The sequence below is a fragment of the Natronosalvus vescus genome, from assembly GCF_023973145.1.
Taxonomy (GTDB): domain Archaea; phylum Halobacteriota; class Halobacteria; order Halobacteriales; family Natrialbaceae; genus Natronosalvus; species Natronosalvus vescus.
In genome coordinates this window covers 490,807-506,990 of the sequence record NZ_CP099546.1, presented here as the reverse complement: position 1 = coordinate 506,990, position 16,184 = coordinate 490,807, and the positions used below count along the sequence as shown (strand labels likewise).

The window sequence follows — 16,184 nt, the reverse complement described above, 5'->3', positions numbered from 1 at the left end:
CGGTATCGAAACGTCGTCAGTTATCAGACAGATGGTTCACGAGAACGGGACAACACCACACTCGAGTCACCACTTATTGAGCCTGTAATAATCCCCCAGCACCTCGTTTACACGACGCGTATGAGCGATACGAACTGGTGGTTCCTCGATCTGGCGCTCGTCATCCTGGTGACTGGTGCCCTTTCGTTCGGCCTCTTACTCGGTGTTCCAGGCGTTGGACGGATCGTCATTGCATTGCCGCTACTCCTCGTTTTACCGGGGTATGCCCTGGTTTCAGTACTGTTTCCGGACGACCCGTCCGAGGAGTACTACCCCTTCGACGCGGAGCGAACCGGCCTTCGAAACCCCCTGCTCGTCACCGGTGGACTCGAGCTAATCGAACGGCTAGTCCTGTCAGTGGTATGTAGCGTATTCCTCGTTCCCGTAGTTGCCCTTTTCACGCACGTTACCCCCAGGGGTTTTGCGCCCGAAACAGTGATCTTCGGGATTTCAGCACTCACCATTGGGTTGACAGTACTTGCGATCATCGCCCGTGCCCGATATCCGACCGATCAACGGTTCACGCCAACCCTTCCGTTGTCGGTTCCATTTTTCACCCAGACACAGTCACCACCGTCCGAAAAGCGAAACCTACGACCGTACAACGTCGGCATCGCCATCGGATTACTCCTGTTGGTCGCCACTGCCGGGTTCGCCGTCGCCAACCCACCCCAACACGACGGATTCACCGAGTTCGCCGTCGATACCGAAGACGTGACCAGCGACACCGAGACGATGTACCAGTCGACGTACACCGCTGGCGAGACACAGGAACTGCCCGTTCTGATAACCAACCACGAACACGAGGAACGGACGTACACGACCGTCGTGTTACTCGAGCAGGTGAGCTACGACGGCGACGAAGCGACCGTCCACGAGAGCGAACAGCTGCAACACGCATCGGCAACCGTCCCCGACGGCGAGCAACACCACCAGACGCTCGAGGTAACGCCGACGATGCAAGGCGACGATCTCCGGCTGACGGTGTTGCTGTACGAAGGTGACCCACCGGACGACCCCAACAGCGAAAACGCCTACAGGGTGATTCACCTGCCGATCGTGGTTCAGTAGGATGTGGCCGTGGGAGCACCTTGCGGTTGCCTATCTTTGCTACTCGTTGTACGCACATCTGGTGAGCGGACGGTCACCAACGGGTCGTGAAACAGCCGCGGTCGTCCTCGGATCGCAGGTACCTGATCTCGTGGACAAGCCGCTGGCCTGGACGTTCGGTATTACTGAAACGGGATACGCCATCGGCCACTCGATCTTCGTCGCCCCGTTCGTCTGTCTCGGTATCTCCCTGCTGGCAGTCCGGATGAACGACCGTCCGATCGCAATCGCCTTCTCGATCGCGTATCTGTCCCACCTCCTTACGGACGTGCTCTACCCATGGTTGCGCGGAGGGAGTATCGAACCGCGAGTCGTACTGTGGCCGCTCGCGTCACCACCCGCGAACGATCACGGTGGCCTTCTCGATCACTTCGTCGTCTACTTCGCCAGGTACGTGAATATCCTCCTCAGCGATGGACTGACGACACAGGTACTGCTCCAGATCGGCCTTGGGGGTGGAATCGTCGTGCTCTGGCTCTCCGATGGCGCACCGTTCGTCTCGGATCTGTGGTGGTGGGTTTCCGACCGAATTCAATAACCGGACTGTGGGTGGTTCGGGGCTATCGTCCGCGATACCGTTCACTCCCGCGGCGACGCCGACCCCGCCCACAGTTCGCCGTTCGAATCGATTGTATCGGATGTGCCGAGATCGATCCTGGCTCGACCGCTGGTCTGGTCGAAGACGACGTGCGTGTGTGGGTAGGCGATGTCGACGTCGGTGTCAACGACACCGTCCCAGATAGCCCGTCGAACCTCGGATCGAATCCCAGCCACGAGGGATGGGTCATCGATCCAGAACGCCAACACGAGGTGAAGTCCGTGGTCGCCGAACGACTCGAGCAGCGTCGTCGGTTCGGCGGGGAACGGCGTGTGGCCAACCCGTATCGAAGGCCCACCGGTGATGACGCCGTCGACCGATCGAGCGGCGTCCTCGAGGATTGAACAGGCGTCAGTGAGGTCACTCTCGTAGGTGATGCAGACGGAGATCGTCTCCCTGAGTCGCTCGTCGACCGCCGAGAGGTTCCGGACGTCGCGTTCGCGCATCGTCTCGTTTGGCACCACCAGAAACGAGTTGTCGAGCGTCGTGAGCTTCGTGTAGCCGAGGGTGATATCGTCGACGTAGCCGCGCTCTTCCCGTTCGACGAGTTCGACCACGTCCCCCACCTCGTAGGGCCGGTTGAAGAGGATGAAGAGTCCACTCACGTAGCTTCGACCGACCGGGGCGAGTATCGCCCCCAGGACGAGCGAGAGCACGGTAAAGGAGAGGAGGACGTTCCGCGGACGAAAGCCGAGCAACCCGGCAAATGGTACGAGTGCATAGAGGACGACGGCGATACGAGCAACAACCAGGCCGAGGTTCGCGGTCGACGGACGAAGTCGATCCTCGAGTTGCGGACGGACGCGATTGACGAGGATCCCCGAGCCGACCCACACGATAACGACGACGACTGCTGCCACGACCCACGGATCGTCGACGAACGGAACGGCCTCGGGCAGGGTACCGGCGTCGACATTTCTGACGGGGCTGGTAACTGGATCGGCAGCGGCCCCGAGCCCCAACCCAGCACCACTGGCGAGAAACGAGTGGAGTGAAGACATCGGCGACACTTCCGCACCGAATCGGAAAAGGTCACTCGTGGCAGTAGCCGGCCGTGTCTGTCCAGTGGTCACGACACCGTCTCGAGTGACAGCCTCCGTTCAAAAAGACGAACCCGATCGCGAACGCGATCGCTAGCTGCTGACCGGCGACGGCGTACACAGCGTTACGTCACCGTTCGTGTACACCGTTGCCTGGTCGGGTCGACAGAGCTGTGCCCGGTCGATGGTACCGAGTTGGGCGTGCCCGTCTTCGTCCTGGAAGTAGACGCTTTCGGACGACTGCGTCGTTCGGTACAGCGTGTACTCGTGGTCGGCAGTACCATCAGTGGGGACGGTGCCTGCCATCGTCGACTGATACGCCCCGGTTCGACTGATCAACGTCTGATAGGGGTGGTCAGTGTACAGCCGTTGATCCTGGCGAATGTCCTGTCCGTCGGGTGAACCCGTCAGCTGGGCGATCGACCCGGCAGCGACCAGTTCGGATTCGTCGTAGGCCAGTCGTTCGTGCTGGCTCGAGAACACGGGGTTCTCGGTGTTGCTCTCTACAGCCAGCATCATCGCCCCCGGGTACACCAGGACGACCAGTAACAGACAGGCGACGACGAACGCCGGGTTGAGATCCCGTACCAGCAGGCGAACCCCGACCGCGCCGAGGATCGCCATCGGCGCGAACAGGAACGCGAACCACCGGGTCGGGATGAAATTCCGGATGCCGAACATCGGCAACCCGAGGACGAACACCAGCATGAACGCCGCCGCGAGCAACAGCGTGAACACCGACTGCTCGGCGCGACGTCGGTGGACGACGTACAGACAGCCGGCGAACGTCAGCCCCAGCAAGAGCAGGAAGCCCGCCGCGTCGGTGTAGGGGACGGCCTGTTCGAGCAGTGACGGATCGGCCGCCGCGGCACTCTGTTCTGCCGAATCGCTGTCAGTCTGGCTCGCAATGTTGAGGAAACCAGCGCTCTCTTCGATGGTTTGTCCGAAGAAGCTCAACACCGTCGCGAGGAACGATTGCTCGCGATAGGGTGTTAGAGACCAGACAAATATGGTCAGTCCGAAGTTGAACACGACCAGCCCGATGAGGTTGACCGGCTTTTTCGCCCGGAACACGCTCGTGTCCAGGCGCGTGAGGCCGAACGGGCCGATCATGAACGTCACCTGGGCGATGAACGCCGCGACCAGGAGTACGAGCATGATGAACGTCGACACCTGGTGGGTGAGGATAACGGCGATGCTCAACACCAGGAGCAACGAGAAGTCCCGGAGCGTGTACTCGATCCGCATGACTCGGATCAACGCGTACACCAGCCCCAGGAAGAAAACCAGTCCCAGGCTCGTCGGGATGATGTGCATCCCCCACAGCGAGACGTGGCTGGCGAAGGCATACAGCGCCGCCGCGAGCGTCGCCCACCGGCCAGGCACCAGCAGGTTCGTCGTCGCGTACACCAGCAGAATCGACAGTGGCATCACGAGCCCGACGGACAGGTACAACGCAGTTCGCAGGGGAACTTCGAACAGGAACGACGCCGTGACGACCAGCAGGTGATACAATGGCGACGCGAAGTGTTTATCGTGGGAGATCGCAGCCAGCGAACGCTCCTGATGGATCGCGTTCGCCAGCTCCATGTGCGTCCAGATGTCGATGCCGATGTAGCCTGGCGTCACGTACAGCGCCGTAAACCGGAAGACGAGCGCGAAACACACGAGCTGAAACAGTATCTGGCCCGCGCTAAACACCTCGTCGTCGGTGAAGACGATCTGGACGAGCAACAGCGTCCCGACGAGACTCGAGAGCGCGAAAAACAACAGGGTACGCTCACCCTGCACCACCGGAAGGACGATCATGGCCGAAATACCAGCCAACACGACCGTTGGGAGCGTCATCGCAACCGACCCTGGCAGCGTCGGCAGCGACGTCACGTTCCCCTGGTGGTACAGCGACAGCAGGTACAACCCACACGCCGTCCCGAGAACGATCGGCACGGTCTCGAGGTAGATCTGGGAGGCGAACAGCCGCAGCGGTAACAGCGCCAGTGCCAGCGCGAGACCCGCGATGGCGGCGACGGTGTCGAGTCTGAACGGTCGCAACTGATCGATCGTCTTAAGCACGCTGGGTCACCCCCGCAGCCTGATCGGTGCTGCCGTCCACCGGCCCCTCGAGCAGGTCGTAATACAGCTCGAGCAGCCGATCACCCATCGACTCGAGGCTCAGTCCGTCGATGGCACCTCGTGCGTCCGGTCGGATCGACGTCTCGGCAGCCCGTTCGATACCGTCGACGAGTGCCGCGTCGTCGTCACTGACGACACAGCCGGTGACGTCGCCAACCGTTTCGCGAACGAAGCCGACGTCGGTCGAGACGATCGGGACGTTACACGCGGCGGCCTCCTTGACGACCATCGGGCCGCTCTCGCGTTCGGAGGTGACCAACAGCAGGTCGCTCGCGTTCATGTACAAGGGAATCTCCTCGTGTGGCACCCCGGTGACCGCCCGCAACTCGACGTCGGCGTCGGCACGTTCGACCACCCGTTGGGCTCGCGGGTAATCTTTCACCTCACGGGACGGGTCGTACGGAAAGAGGGCGATCGGTTCGTCGGTGTCCCAGCCGAGTTGGTCGCGCGCCTCCGCTTTCGAAACAGGCCTGAACCGGTCGGTGTCGACGCCGAACGGGATGAGTTCGTGGTCGACCTCGAGTGCAGCCGACATCGCCGGGCTTGGGGCGACGACGGCGTCGGCAAACCGAGCGCCCTGCCGGGTGATCGTCCGCAGCCAGTCCTGGTCGCTCATCAGGTCGGTACCCCACAGCGTGAGGACGACCGGCCGTTTCGGCTGGGCGAGCGCGAACGGCGCGACGAGCCCGTAGTTCGCGTGGACGAGGTCGTACTCACCCGAACGAAGCTCCCCGAGAACCTGTGGATAGTATCGCGCATACTCGAGTGGGCCACGCGTCGAGTCGCCGTTGTACTCGCCGGGGACGCTGAGGACGGTACACTCGACGCCCCGTGCTTCGAGGGTCGACACCTGCTGGTCGAAGAACGGGCGCGGCGACGTGACGAGCTGTAACACGTTCATCTATCTACCCCGGATTCGCAACAACCGGCGATCGGTCGGATACGCGTTCCTGACCAGCGGTCTCGAGTTCGGTGACGATTCTCGTGGTCACGTCGATACGCTCGTCTAACATGGCGGCCCGTCGAGCCGACCAGTCGGTGTCGTCGTCCTCGAGGATCGACACGGCTTTTTCTAGCGCACGCGCGTGACGGGTTTCGTCGTAGAACGCGAACAGGAGCCCGTACTGGGCCTCGAGTTCGGTCGTGTAGCCGAGCGCCTGGGAGTTGACGTACACCGCTGGTGTTCCGAGGACGGCGGCTTCGGCTGCCGTCGTCGCTCCTTCGCTCACCACGAGATCGGCTGCGGCGAGCCAGTCGTGCAAGCGTTCGGGAGCCGTTGTGAGTTGATTGGACTCGAGGCTGGCCGGCAGATCTCCCTCCGCCGTCAACACGACGTGGGCCCCGGCGTTCTCGAGACGCTCGACGACGTCGCGAACGCTCTCGAAGCCGCCCTGCCCGACGTCGTGGGACGCACCCCAGCTACTGATTCGTGCCAGGACGAGCGGGTCGGATGGATCGCAGTCGATGGTGTCTCGCACCGAGCGGTCGGGTTCGAATCGGTCGGGATGCAGGTAGGCCAGTTCGTGGTAGCCGGGATAGCGACGGTGTTTCGCGCCGACGTCACCCCGGTAACACGAGGGCGTACAGACGACGTCCGCGAACGGATAAGCAAGCCGCGTGATGAGGCTCGCGTGTTCCGTGTCGTAGAACACGACGCTCCTGGCGCGGACGGCCGTCGCGACGTGGGCGGCGGCAACGCCACCGATCGCCGTGATGACGTCCGGTTTGACCTGCCGGGCACGCCGAAGCAACCGGGCCTCGTACGTTGCCTGTACCGTCGCCAGTGAAAGCAACGAGTCCGACTCTCCAGCGAGCACCTCGTGGTCGATGTCGTAGGCCTCGAGCAGGTCGACGGCGACCTCGTTCTCACGGGCGAAGACGTACACCTCGTGGCCACGCCCCTCCATCTCCTCGATGGCGTGTTTGAAGAAGTGGACGTGTCCAGGGTGCTGGATCGTCACGACCACGCGCATCAGTTGGTCACCCCCCTGTCCGAAGCGAGTGTCGGTGGCCACGAAGCGAGTGTCGATGGCCAGGCCCTCTCGAGCACGGGTGCTCGCGCGAGCGCTGACGTGAACACAGACGCGAAAGCGGAGACGGACGCAAACGCCAACGCTGACGTCGTCGCGAGTGCTGGCGAGCGGTCGTAATCGAGAAGGGACATTGGACTACAACCTCCGGTAGACGAACCCAGCCTTAGCGGCTGCTGCCTCGTCGACCGCCCCCGTGACGTCGATCAAGGCGGGTTGCTCCGCGAGGTCGGCTGCGACAGCCTCGAGATCCAGTGCGGCGAACTCGTCGTGAGGAGTCGCCACCATGACCGCGTCGAATCCCTCGTACAAGAGCTGATCTTGCATCTCGATGCCGAACGCCTCGCGCGCCATCTCGTTGTCGGCGTGTGGGTCGTAGCCCTCGACGTCGACGTCGTAGTCCTCGAGTTGCGCGATGACGTTCGACACCTTCGAACTCCGGATGTCGTCGACGTTCGGCTTGTAGGCGAGGCCGAGTACCAGCACGCGGCTGTTACACAGCGTCTTGTGACAGCGGTTGAGCGCCTTGATCGTAATCTCGGCGAGGTGGGCGGGGACGGATTCGTTGACCTCTCGGCCCGCGTGGATCAGTTCGGGCGTGAATCCCGACTGCTCGGCGCGGTAGGCGAGGAAGTTCGGATCGACCGGGATACAGTGACCGCCGACCAGTCCAGGTCGATAGTCGTGGAAGTTCCACTTCGTCCCGGCCGCCTCGAGGACGGCGTGGGCGTCGACGTCCATCTCCTCGAGGGCCATCGTCAGTTCGTTGACGAACGCGATGTTGATGTCGCGCTGGGTGTTCTCGACGACTTTGCTCGCCTCAGCAACCTCGATCGACGCTGCGCGGTGGACGCCGGCGTCGACGATCGACTCATAGAGCGCCGCCACGTCGTTGAGCACCGCTTCGTTCTGGCCGCTGACGACCTTGACGACATCTGCGAGCCCGTGTTCCTCGTCACCGGGCGTCGCCCGTTCGGGCGAGTACCCGACGAAGAAATCCTCACCAGCGTCAAAGCCGGAGGACTCCTCGAGTGCGGGCATGAGAACTTCGCGCGTAGCACCCGGGTAGACCGTCGACTCGAGGACGACCGTCGTTCCGGCGGTCATGTTCGAGCCGACGGTGCGTGCGGCGCTTTCGACGTAGTCGAGGTCGGGGTGGCCGTCACGGTCGATCGGCGTCGGGACGGCGACGAAGACGTAGTCGGCTTCCTGGATCGTCGTCGGATCGGCCGTATACGTCACGCCGCTCTCTTCGATCTGTTCGTCCGACAGGTCGCCGGTCGTGTCGACCCCGTCCTGGAGCGTGTCGACCTTCTCGTCATCGACGTCGAAACCGATGACGTCGAACGCGGCCTCGCCGAAGCCAACCGCGAGCGGAAGCCCGACGTAGCCGAGTCCGACGACACAGACGGTTGCTTCGCGGGTACGTTGCACGCCCGAGTCCGAGTCCGGTTCGGTGTGTTCGAACGTTTTACGTTCTGCGTCCCGATGGAATGTCTGCCCGGTGCGTGCTCGGTCGTCCGTCCGTCGTTCGGTGTTGCTGAGTGGTGGGGTCATGGTGCCTCGTATCTGTGTTGTGGTCGCGCTCGATCACGCGAGCGAACCGGTTTTCGTGTGTTCCCGCCGAAGCGGGTATTCCTCATCACCATCCCACAGTCTTTCAGCCGTTTACTATAGCGCCGGTAAAACCGTTGCAGCCAGACTAGCCCCGACACAACACCGCCGAGAGGGAGCCTGTCGCCGGATTCAGGCGAAAACTCGCAAATTAGCCCCGTCGCAGGCTTAGCAGGCTGTTAAACGGGCCTGAGTAAACCCATAATGAAGGGGGTATGGAACTGAGAAGAGAGTGCGGTTGGCGCGGGCAGCTCCCACCCCTGACCTGCGCGGTGACCGCACAAACGCCGTACCATGATAGATTCGACTTCCCATGTCGCCGCCGGGCACAGTACCACGATAGGTCGACTCAGCGACCTTGGCGACGCAACTCCGATCGCACGCACCATCCTTGAGGGGGATGGAACGAGCGCAACGCTTACTCGCTGGCTCCTCGAGCCGCTGGGATCGGACGGAGCGATGCAATGGCTCCTCGCGAGCCCCGTCGCATCGGTCTGGGATGTCGTCCTGGTTACGGTGTTGTCCCTGCTGATCGGCGGCCTCGTCGGCATTCGTCTCGCGCACGTCCTGTCCCGATTCGATCTCGACATCTCCGTTCCGGTGTCGTTTTCGACGGGATCGGATGACGACCCCGACGACCACCAGATCAGTACCAATCACTCGTTTCAGCACGTCGTCTCGGCTTCGACACCGTCGAAGCTCCTGAGCGACGAAGGGGAAGTAATCAGGCTCCTCGTCGAGAACGAGGGCCAGATCCGGCAAAACCAGATCACCACCGAGACCGGTTGGTCGAAATCGAAAGTGAGCCGGATCGTCTCGCAGATGCACGAAGATGGGATGATCGACAAAATGTCCGCAGGACGGGAGAACGTCATCTCGCTCGCGGATCAGCCGACAGACGACACACCACTCAACGTCGAGAAGCCGCTCCCGTAGGCCACGTTGACACCGTGGGTACATCGCACCAACCCACACTCACCATCCACCGTCACGGGGGCCACCTCGAGCGTCGAGGTGTCCTCCCATCTTCAGTCCCCAGGGGAACGACAGTCTCGACACACCACCCCTGTCACACCACCGACCCTTGATACGGGTCGTTGTACCGGTTTACCGATGCTTGCCAGTAGTGTCGGCAACCACCGGTAAACGACTACAACAGACCGTGTGACACGCTACGACCACTTCCACCACCACCGACCCCTATTTTTTGCGTACTCGATCCCTCGAGTAGACGTTCGTGCCGGCGCGTCCGAACACGGTTTGGCATCGGAGACCAGCTACGACCGTACAGAGTACGGTCAGCCGCGAAGACTGTCGTTAACACAACAAACAGCGGAGAGCTACCGCTATAGTACCACCTGAAGCGATTTATCCACCCATCGCAGACACGTCTTGCGATCGGGTGTGCAGTGACGTTCAGTGGCTACTATAATACACCAAAGCGCAGAGTCAGGATCCGAGCGCTGACTGACTCGAGCGAGCTGGTGTGCGTCGACCTCGCCACCACAGGGCCAGATCCGTTCGAGCGCCCACCGTCGCGTGCCGGGTGAGGCTGAAATCGACCCGGAGAGCCACCAGCTACAGACAACAGTGTCGTCGAGATGATCGCGGTTACGATACACAGTCGTGACCGACGTCGTCCCACCAGGGTCGACACCACCCGTCCATCGCCAGCAACACCCCCTCGGTACACCCAGTACTGGTTGGGCGCAACCATCTCGACTCGACTCCCAGATCCGAGCGGAATCGACACACCGCATCGTGCAAGGTCGCCGACGATCACCTCCTGCATGCACAGCGATCCAGAAACTGCCAGTTTCGGTCGGAAATACCGACCGTCGTGCTCACTGCAACTATTCCTGAATAGAAACGATGCGTCTGTCGAGTGATCACGCCTCGGAACACCTGATAGCTGCTACACCGGATACGAAGACGCCGGTAATCGGGCCACTGAGGTGCTAACGACGGTATAAAACAGAGTGGCAGATCCTTATCCGTCTTATAGTAAAGGGTGCTGTCCGTGTTGGCATGAATAGATACCCAACCGCCCGATACCGGGCAAGATGGATGGGTAGTAGCCAACCATGACACACTCCAGCACCGAAACCCAGACCGCTGTGTCGAATCGATTCGCACCGACTGCGCCCACGAGCCCCGTGGCCAACCCAGCCGCGAGTCGTCTCTCTGGTGTAACGTCATGGGATGTCGCGTCCGCCCGCGTGGAGGTGACCCACTGATGTGTGGGATCGTCGCCCGCATCGGTCGCGGCAACGCGACGGAAACGCTGCTCTCATCGCTCGAGAGCCTCGAGTACCGTGGCTACGACTCCGCCGGAATCGCCGTCCAGAACGGATCCGGCGTAAAAGTCCACAAATGTTCGGGCGAGGTCTCCGACCTCAAATCGTCCCTCGATCACGAACCCCACGGAAACATGGGGATCGGGCATACCCGATGGAGTACCCACGGGCCGCCAACGGACGAGAACGCCCATCCCCACACCGACTCGGCGGGTGACGTCGCCGTCGTCCACAACGGTGTCATCGAGAACTACGACGAGCTCAAGGCCGAACTCCAGGAGAACGGTCACGAGTTCGAGAGCGATACCGACACCGAGGTCATTCCACACCTCATCGACGAGTACCGCTCGGAGACCGACGACACCGAAACCGCAGTGCGACGCGCCGTCGATACCCTCGAGGGCAGCTACGCGATCGCTGCAATCGTCGACGGAGAAGAGGCGGTGTACGCCGTCCGAAAGGGGTCGCCGCTCGTCCTCGGTCTGGGTGCCGACGAGTGGTACCTGGCGAGTGACGTGCCGGCGTTCCTCGATCACACCGACGAGGTAATCTACCTCGAAGACGGTGACGTCGTCGTCCTCGAGCCCGACTCCTACCGACTCACCGACGCCGAGGGGACGCCCGTCGAGCGATCAGTCGAGACCGTCGACTGGGATCCCGAAGACGCTGGAAAAGGCGAGTACGATCACTACATGCTCAAGGAGATCCACAATCAGCCGTCGTCGCTCGCGAACACGATCGACGGCCGCGTCGACGACGGCGAGATTTCCCTCGAGGAGTTCCCGCCGGGAACGTTCGCCGACGTGGACACCGTCCAGTTCGTCGCCTGTGGCACCTCCTATCACGCCGCGCTGTACGGCTCCCAGCTGCTTCGGTCGGCCGGTGTTCGAACCGACGTCATCCGGGCGAGTGAGTACGAGACGGCCACCGGGCCGGTCGACGAGAACACGCTGGTCGTCGCGGTCACCCAGAGTGGCGAGACCGCAGACACCCTCGACGCCGTCAGAAAAGGGGCCGACCGCGGGGGTCGTACGCTCGCGGTCACCAACGTCGTCGGCTCGACCATCGCCCGCGAATCGGACGATGCGCTCTACATCCGCGCCGGACCGGAGGTTGGCGTCGCCGCGACGAAGACGTTCTCCTCCCAGGCGGTCACCCTCGCGTTGCTCACCCAGCGCCTGGCCGAGGACGTTCCGGAAGCGAGCCCGCCCGGCGACCAGGCCGAGATGCTCGAGACGCTGGCCGACCTGCCAGCACACGTCGAGACGATCCTCGAGTCGACCCACGCTGAGGAGCTCGCCCGCGAGTACCTCGGAAGCGAGTCGTACTTCTTCATCGGAAGCGGACTCGGCCACCCCGTCTCGCTCGAGGGCGCGTTGAAGTTCAAGGAGATCACCTACGAGCACGCCGAAGGGTTCGCGGCCGGACAGCTCAAACACGGCCCGCTCGCGCTCGTCACCGAGGAGTCGCCCATCTTCGCGATCTGTACGGGCAACGCCGACGGAAAGACCAAGACGAACGCCATCGAAGCCCAGAGTCGTGGCGCACCCATCATCGCCGTTGGCTCCGCGGACAACCCGATCGCGGACGTGGCTGAGACCACCCTCGAGATACCGGACACCCACCCCGTCTGGGCGGGGCTGCTCGCGAACGTCCAGCTCCAGCTCGTGTCCTACCACGCTGCCGACCTGCTCGAGCGGCCGATCGACAAGCCCCGCAACCTGGCCAAGAGCGTGACCGTCGAGTGAGCATTGCGTCACCAGCCAGGAGGACACGGGCACGGTTCCCGCTGACCTCCGTCCCCCTAAGTGATGGCTAAACAGCCCTATTCTGCCTCACAAACGACCTTATCAGCCGTATAATGAAACCCTCAGACGGTAGTAACTCTACTGATGACAGCGACCGGCTCGAGCATCCGATCTAGCGTCCGAGCGCGACAGTCGGTTACGACTGAAACGAGACGACACCTCCCATAACCATGTCTCACCACGACACCAAACAACAATCCGAGACGCGATCGATACAGACCGGCGTACAGCTGTTGCTGGTCTCCGTCGGCGTCGTGTTTCTCCTCGCCGGGCTCGTACTCGCAGCCGGTGGGTCGGGAATCGCCGGTGCCGGTAGCAGTATCGGCGACGAATTACCGCCGTGGGCATCGTCACCTGGAGACGACGACAACGACGACGGCGAGTCAACGGAGCCGACCGACGATAGCAGCGGCGACGAATCAGACGTCGATGACGACGCCGGCGGTGATGCAGATGACGGCGACGAGACTGATGACGCAGACGACGGTGCCGACGATGGTGAGCAGCCTGACGACGACTCGGATGAATCCGATGACTCTGACGATAGCGACGACAGCGATGACAGCGATGACAGCGACGACTCCGATGACAGCGATGACAGCGATGACAGCGACGACTCCGATGACAGCGACGACTCCGACGACAGCGACGACTCCGACGACAGCGATGACAGCGACGACAGCGACGACTCCGACGACTCCAACGACGAATCCACACTGACCGTGATCGTCGAGGACGACAACGGCGATCCCATCGAGGACGCCACCATCGAAATCGAGGAGGACGCAGCACTGTTCGGACACAGCGAAGAGGGCACCACGGACGACAACGGCGTCGTCCAGTTCACGCTCGAGGATAGCGAGTACAGCGTGAGCGTCTCCGCCGACGGCTATGAAGACGCCGAAACGACCATCGAAATCGATGGCGAAGACGAGCTCGTCCTCTTCGAACTCGAGTCGACGGACGATGACGACGACTTCGACGATGACGACTCCGACGACTCGGATGCCGACGACAGCGACGACAGCGATAGTGACGAGGCCGACGACTCCGGCTAGTGGCGTTCCAAGCCTGAACAGATGAGTGAATCGATGTCAGTCATCCGATTTCACTCGTCAGTCGACGCCTGAAAGGGGACTACATTCTGATTCCGTCCTCGGTTTATCGACCGCAATCCGTCTCACGCTTTCGACCACGATTCATCTCACGCTTTTGACCACGACCCGTCTCACGCCCTCTCGAGCGGCAGCGAAACCATCGTCATTAAGATGATCGGCTGATCAGCACGGATATGCGCAACAACCTCAGTCCGCTCGGCATCCTCGGCATCCTGCTCGTCGGTGGCGGCATCGCCCTGATCGGATCGCAAAACATCCTGATCGCCGTCGGCATCGCACTCATGCTCGCCGGTGTCGGCCTCCTCATTAAATCGATCGTGACGGGCATGCTCTCGTCCTGGGGAATGGCCTAACCTGTGTGAGACCACCTCGAGGGACGACCGGCGGCGGTCGGATCACTCAAACCTCGTTGTCGCCGGCCCGGTGCTCGCTTATGAGCTGATCGACGAGCTGTGCCTTTTGGTCGCGCTCGCGCTCGAGTGCCCGCTCGTGCCAGTCGGCGATGACGTCCTCGACGTCGGCGTCGCGAGCCACCGCGAGTTCGTCGACTTCCTGCATCGCCACGTCGTCCGCGGGGCCGATCGGTATCTCGAGGTCGAACAGAATCGCCTCCGCGATGTCGGAGAGACCGCCGTCTTTCAGAATGACGCGCGGTTCGAAGTTCGCCAGGAGCTCCGCAGTCGAGCGACCAGCGCCGCTCGCATCGCGCACGTAGACCACGTCGCCCGCCGCGATGCCGTAGGCGTCGTTGGCCTCCCGAATCGCCCCCTTGGTGAACTTCTCGACCACCTTCACTGGCACCAACCCGGCCTGTTTTTCGGAGACGTCAGCGAAGTTCGAGTGATCGAGTTTCCACAACGCTTTCATCCGCTCGACCTTCCGTTTTAACGCCTCGACTTCTTCTCGAGCGTCGTCGCGTTCAGTCTCGAGACGGTCGGCTTTTCGCTCGAGCCGTGACACCTCGCGTTCCTTCCGAATTTTGCGGCGCTCTTCTCGACGCGTGACCGCCAGTTCGGCCTCGAGGTCTTCGATCTGTTCGTCGCGGTCGTCGATGCGACCCTCGAGGGTGTCGACGTGGCCCTCCAGGCGCTCGACCTGGCGCTCGAGATCTCGGATTCGGCGCTCCTCAGGGGTAAGCTCTCGGGGCTGGTGCTCGGGGTCCTCCTCGTCCGGGTCGTCGTCCTCGCTGAGATCCTCGAGAACGGTTTCGACGGTTTCACCGCCGGCAACCACCCGTGCGATGACCGGCCCGCGATCGATCCCGGGCGGGAGCTTTCGGTCGATTCGGTCGAACTGATCGGCGTGATCGTCGACCGCGTAGAGGGCCGCAGCCATCGAATCCCGCTGGTGGTCGTCGTCGTAGGGGTCGTCCCGCGTGCGGTGTTGTTTCTCGTCGATCGGCAGATCCCGATCGGGCGTCCACCCCGCCGCATCGAAACTCCGACGGATCTTTTCGACAGTTTCGGGCATTGGCGTCACGTCCGCGGCCACGATGATCGGCCGACCGCGCTCGACGATCCACTCGATGACCTCCGCGGTGGTGTTCGTGCGCGAACTCCAGACGTCGAGTACCTCCCCCTCGAGGCTGACGATGGCGACGGCGGTGGTCGTACCGGGGTCGACGCCGACGACGACGTGATCGCGACGCTTCGCGAGCGGGCGGAACTCGATCCCGTCGCGGCGTTCGCGTTCGATCTCGATCCGAACGTCACCGGATCGTTCGGTCGACACGGGAATCTCCGCGGGCCGTCCCTCGACGGTGAACACCGCGTTGGCGAACCCGCCGTAGGCCTCCCTGACCTCGCGTTCGAAGTCGAGATCGGCCTCCTCGAGGGAGTTTTCGACCTCTCGGGCGCGGCGTTTGACCGAGCCGTGGATACGTCGGGTGAAGCGGTCGGCGCTCCAGCCGCCCTTGCCGGTCGAGCGCCCTCGGGACACTTTGACCTCGGTCGTGTTCGTGAACGCCGAGACCTCGTAGCCGACGTTGTGGGCGGCCAGCCTGGCGGCCGCCTCCGCTTCCTTCATCGGCTCTTTGGCGTAGGGAATGCCGTGGCGTTTGGCGACACGTGAGAGCGATTCGGGACGCTCGTCGCCGGTCACCTGGACGAGTTTCGTGCCAGTCGGGAGCGACCCCAGAAAGTGGATCAACTGATCCTTGTCGGCGGCGAGTTCGTACATGTTGTCGGTCGCGACGATCGCCGGTTCCTCGTCGGCGATCAACCGTCTGAGTTTTCGATGGGAGACCACGTCCCGCTCGAGGTTCTCCTCGTCGCCGTCGTAGACGACCAGTGCATAGGAAGGGGCATCGCCGCGGACGTCGCCGCTTTGAATGTCGACGCCGAAGACGACCGCGTCGAGTGCACTCGTTCGCGTGCTCACGGAAGGCCATAGGGGCGA

13 protein-coding genes are annotated in these 16,184 nt (G+C 62.5%); 7 read left to right on the top strand and 6 right to left on the bottom strand.

Annotation, left to right across the window (positions count from 1 at the left end; translation table 11 throughout):
- Positions 1-120 precede the first annotated feature (120 nt).
- Positions 121-1,110, top strand: a complete 990-nt coding sequence (locus NGM68_RS02345) for a DUF1616 domain-containing protein (protein ID WP_252700048.1) — start codon at positions 121-123, stop codon at positions 1,108-1,110.
- 1 nt (position 1,111) lies between these two features.
- Positions 1,112-1,687 carry a metal-dependent hydrolase gene (locus NGM68_RS02340; protein WP_256469920.1) on the top strand — a complete coding sequence of 192 codons (576 nt, stop codon included), beginning with the start codon at positions 1,112-1,114 and terminating at the stop codon, positions 1,685-1,687.
- 41 nt (positions 1,688-1,728) lie between these two features.
- Here the strand turns inward: NGM68_RS02340 and NGM68_RS02335 are convergent, their stop codons facing one another.
- From NGM68_RS02335 to NGM68_RS02320, 4 genes are all read right to left on the bottom strand, one after another.
- Positions 1,729-2,748: a mechanosensitive ion channel family protein gene (locus NGM68_RS02335; RefSeq protein WP_252700046.1), complete on the bottom strand. Its 1,020-nt coding sequence runs from the start codon at positions 2,746-2,748 to the stop codon at positions 1,729-1,731.
- Positions 2,749-2,880: 132 nt separating this feature from the next.
- Complete coding sequence (locus NGM68_RS02330) at positions 2,881-4,860, bottom strand: hypothetical protein (RefSeq protein WP_252700045.1); 1,980 nt, start codon at positions 4,858-4,860, stop codon at positions 2,881-2,883.
- A complete protein-coding gene (locus tag NGM68_RS02325; protein WP_252700044.1) occupies positions 4,853-5,821 on the bottom strand; it encodes a glycosyltransferase in 969 nt (322 codons plus the stop codon). Before NGM68_RS02325 ends, NGM68_RS02330 begins: the two co-directional genes overlap by 8 nt.
- A 4-nt stretch (positions 5,822-5,825) precedes the next feature.
- Positions 5,826-6,893, bottom strand: a complete 1,068-nt coding sequence (locus tag NGM68_RS02320) for a DUF354 domain-containing protein (RefSeq protein ID WP_252700043.1) — start codon at positions 6,891-6,893, stop codon at positions 5,826-5,828.
- A 3-nt stretch (positions 6,894-6,896) separates the two neighbouring features.
- Here NGM68_RS02320 and NGM68_RS02315 point away from each other — a divergent pair, with 3 nt between their 5' ends.
- The gene (locus NGM68_RS02315) at positions 6,897-7,070 is read left to right on the top strand and encodes a hypothetical protein (protein ID WP_252700042.1); all 174 of its coding nucleotides are present in this window, start codon (positions 6,897-6,899) and stop codon (positions 7,068-7,070) included.
- Between the two features lie 18 nt (positions 7,071-7,088).
- Here the strand turns inward: NGM68_RS02315 and NGM68_RS02310 are convergent, their stop codons facing one another.
- A complete protein-coding gene (locus NGM68_RS02310) occupies positions 7,089-8,507 on the bottom strand; it encodes a nucleotide sugar dehydrogenase (RefSeq protein ID WP_252700041.1) in 1,419 nt (472 codons plus the stop codon).
- 351 nt (positions 8,508-8,858) lie between these two features.
- Here NGM68_RS02310 and NGM68_RS02305 point away from each other — a divergent pair, with 351 nt between their 5' ends.
- From NGM68_RS02305 to NGM68_RS02290, 4 genes are all read left to right on the top strand, one after another.
- Entirely contained in the window at positions 8,859-9,500 is a 642-nt protein-coding gene (locus tag NGM68_RS02305) for a helix-turn-helix transcriptional regulator (RefSeq protein WP_252700040.1), read from the top strand.
- Positions 9,501-10,800: 1,300 nt separating this feature from the next.
- Entirely contained in the window at positions 10,801-12,609 is a 1,809-nt protein-coding gene (gene glmS / locus NGM68_RS02300; protein WP_252700039.1) for a glutamine--fructose-6-phosphate transaminase (isomerizing), read from the top strand.
- Positions 12,610-12,839: 230 nt separating this feature from the next.
- Complete coding sequence (locus NGM68_RS02295) at positions 12,840-13,727, top strand: carboxypeptidase-like regulatory domain-containing protein (protein ID WP_252700038.1); 888 nt, start codon at positions 12,840-12,842, stop codon at positions 13,725-13,727.
- 233 nt (positions 13,728-13,960) lie between these two features.
- A complete protein-coding gene (locus tag NGM68_RS02290) occupies positions 13,961-14,140 on the top strand; it encodes a DUF7470 family protein (RefSeq protein ID WP_252700037.1) in 180 nt (59 codons plus the stop codon).
- A 46-nt stretch (positions 14,141-14,186) separates the two neighbouring features.
- Here the strand turns inward: NGM68_RS02290 and NGM68_RS02285 are convergent, their stop codons facing one another.
- On the bottom strand, positions 14,187-16,166 hold the full coding sequence (locus tag NGM68_RS02285; RefSeq protein ID WP_252700036.1) for a DUF460 domain-containing protein: 1,980 nt from the start codon (positions 16,164-16,166) through the stop codon (positions 14,187-14,189).
- Positions 16,167-16,184 lie beyond the last annotated feature (18 nt).

Excerpts from the sequence above, each read along its gene's own strand:
- NGM68_RS02345 (WP_252700048.1), top strand. The coding sequence starts at position 121 with ATGAGCGATACGAACTGGTGGTTCCTCGATCTGGCGCTCGTCATCCTG.
- NGM68_RS02340 (WP_256469920.1), top strand. The coding sequence starts at position 1,112 with ATGTGGCCGTGGGAGCACCTTGCGGTTGCCTATCTTTGCTACTCGTTG.
- NGM68_RS02335 (WP_252700046.1), bottom strand. The coding sequence starts at position 2,748 with ATGTCTTCACTCCACTCGTTTCTCGCCAGTGGTGCTGGGTTGGGGCTC.
- NGM68_RS02325 (WP_252700044.1), bottom strand. The coding sequence starts at position 5,821 with ATGAACGTGTTACAGCTCGTCACGTCGCCGCGCCCGTTCTTCGACCAG.
- NGM68_RS02320 (WP_252700043.1), bottom strand. The coding sequence starts at position 6,893 with ATGCGCGTGGTCGTGACGATCCAGCACCCTGGACACGTCCACTTCTTC.
- NGM68_RS02310 (WP_252700041.1), bottom strand. The coding sequence starts at position 8,507 with ATGACCCCACCACTCAGCAACACCGAACGACGGACGGACGACCGAGCA.
- NGM68_RS02305 (WP_252700040.1), top strand. The coding sequence starts at position 8,859 with ATGATAGATTCGACTTCCCATGTCGCCGCCGGGCACAGTACCACGATA.
- glmS (WP_252700039.1), top strand. The coding sequence starts at position 10,801 with ATGTGTGGGATCGTCGCCCGCATCGGTCGCGGCAACGCGACGGAAACG.
- NGM68_RS02295 (WP_252700038.1), top strand. The coding sequence starts at position 12,840 with ATGTCTCACCACGACACCAAACAACAATCCGAGACGCGATCGATACAG.
- NGM68_RS02290 (WP_252700037.1), top strand. The coding sequence starts at position 13,961 with ATGCGCAACAACCTCAGTCCGCTCGGCATCCTCGGCATCCTGCTCGTC.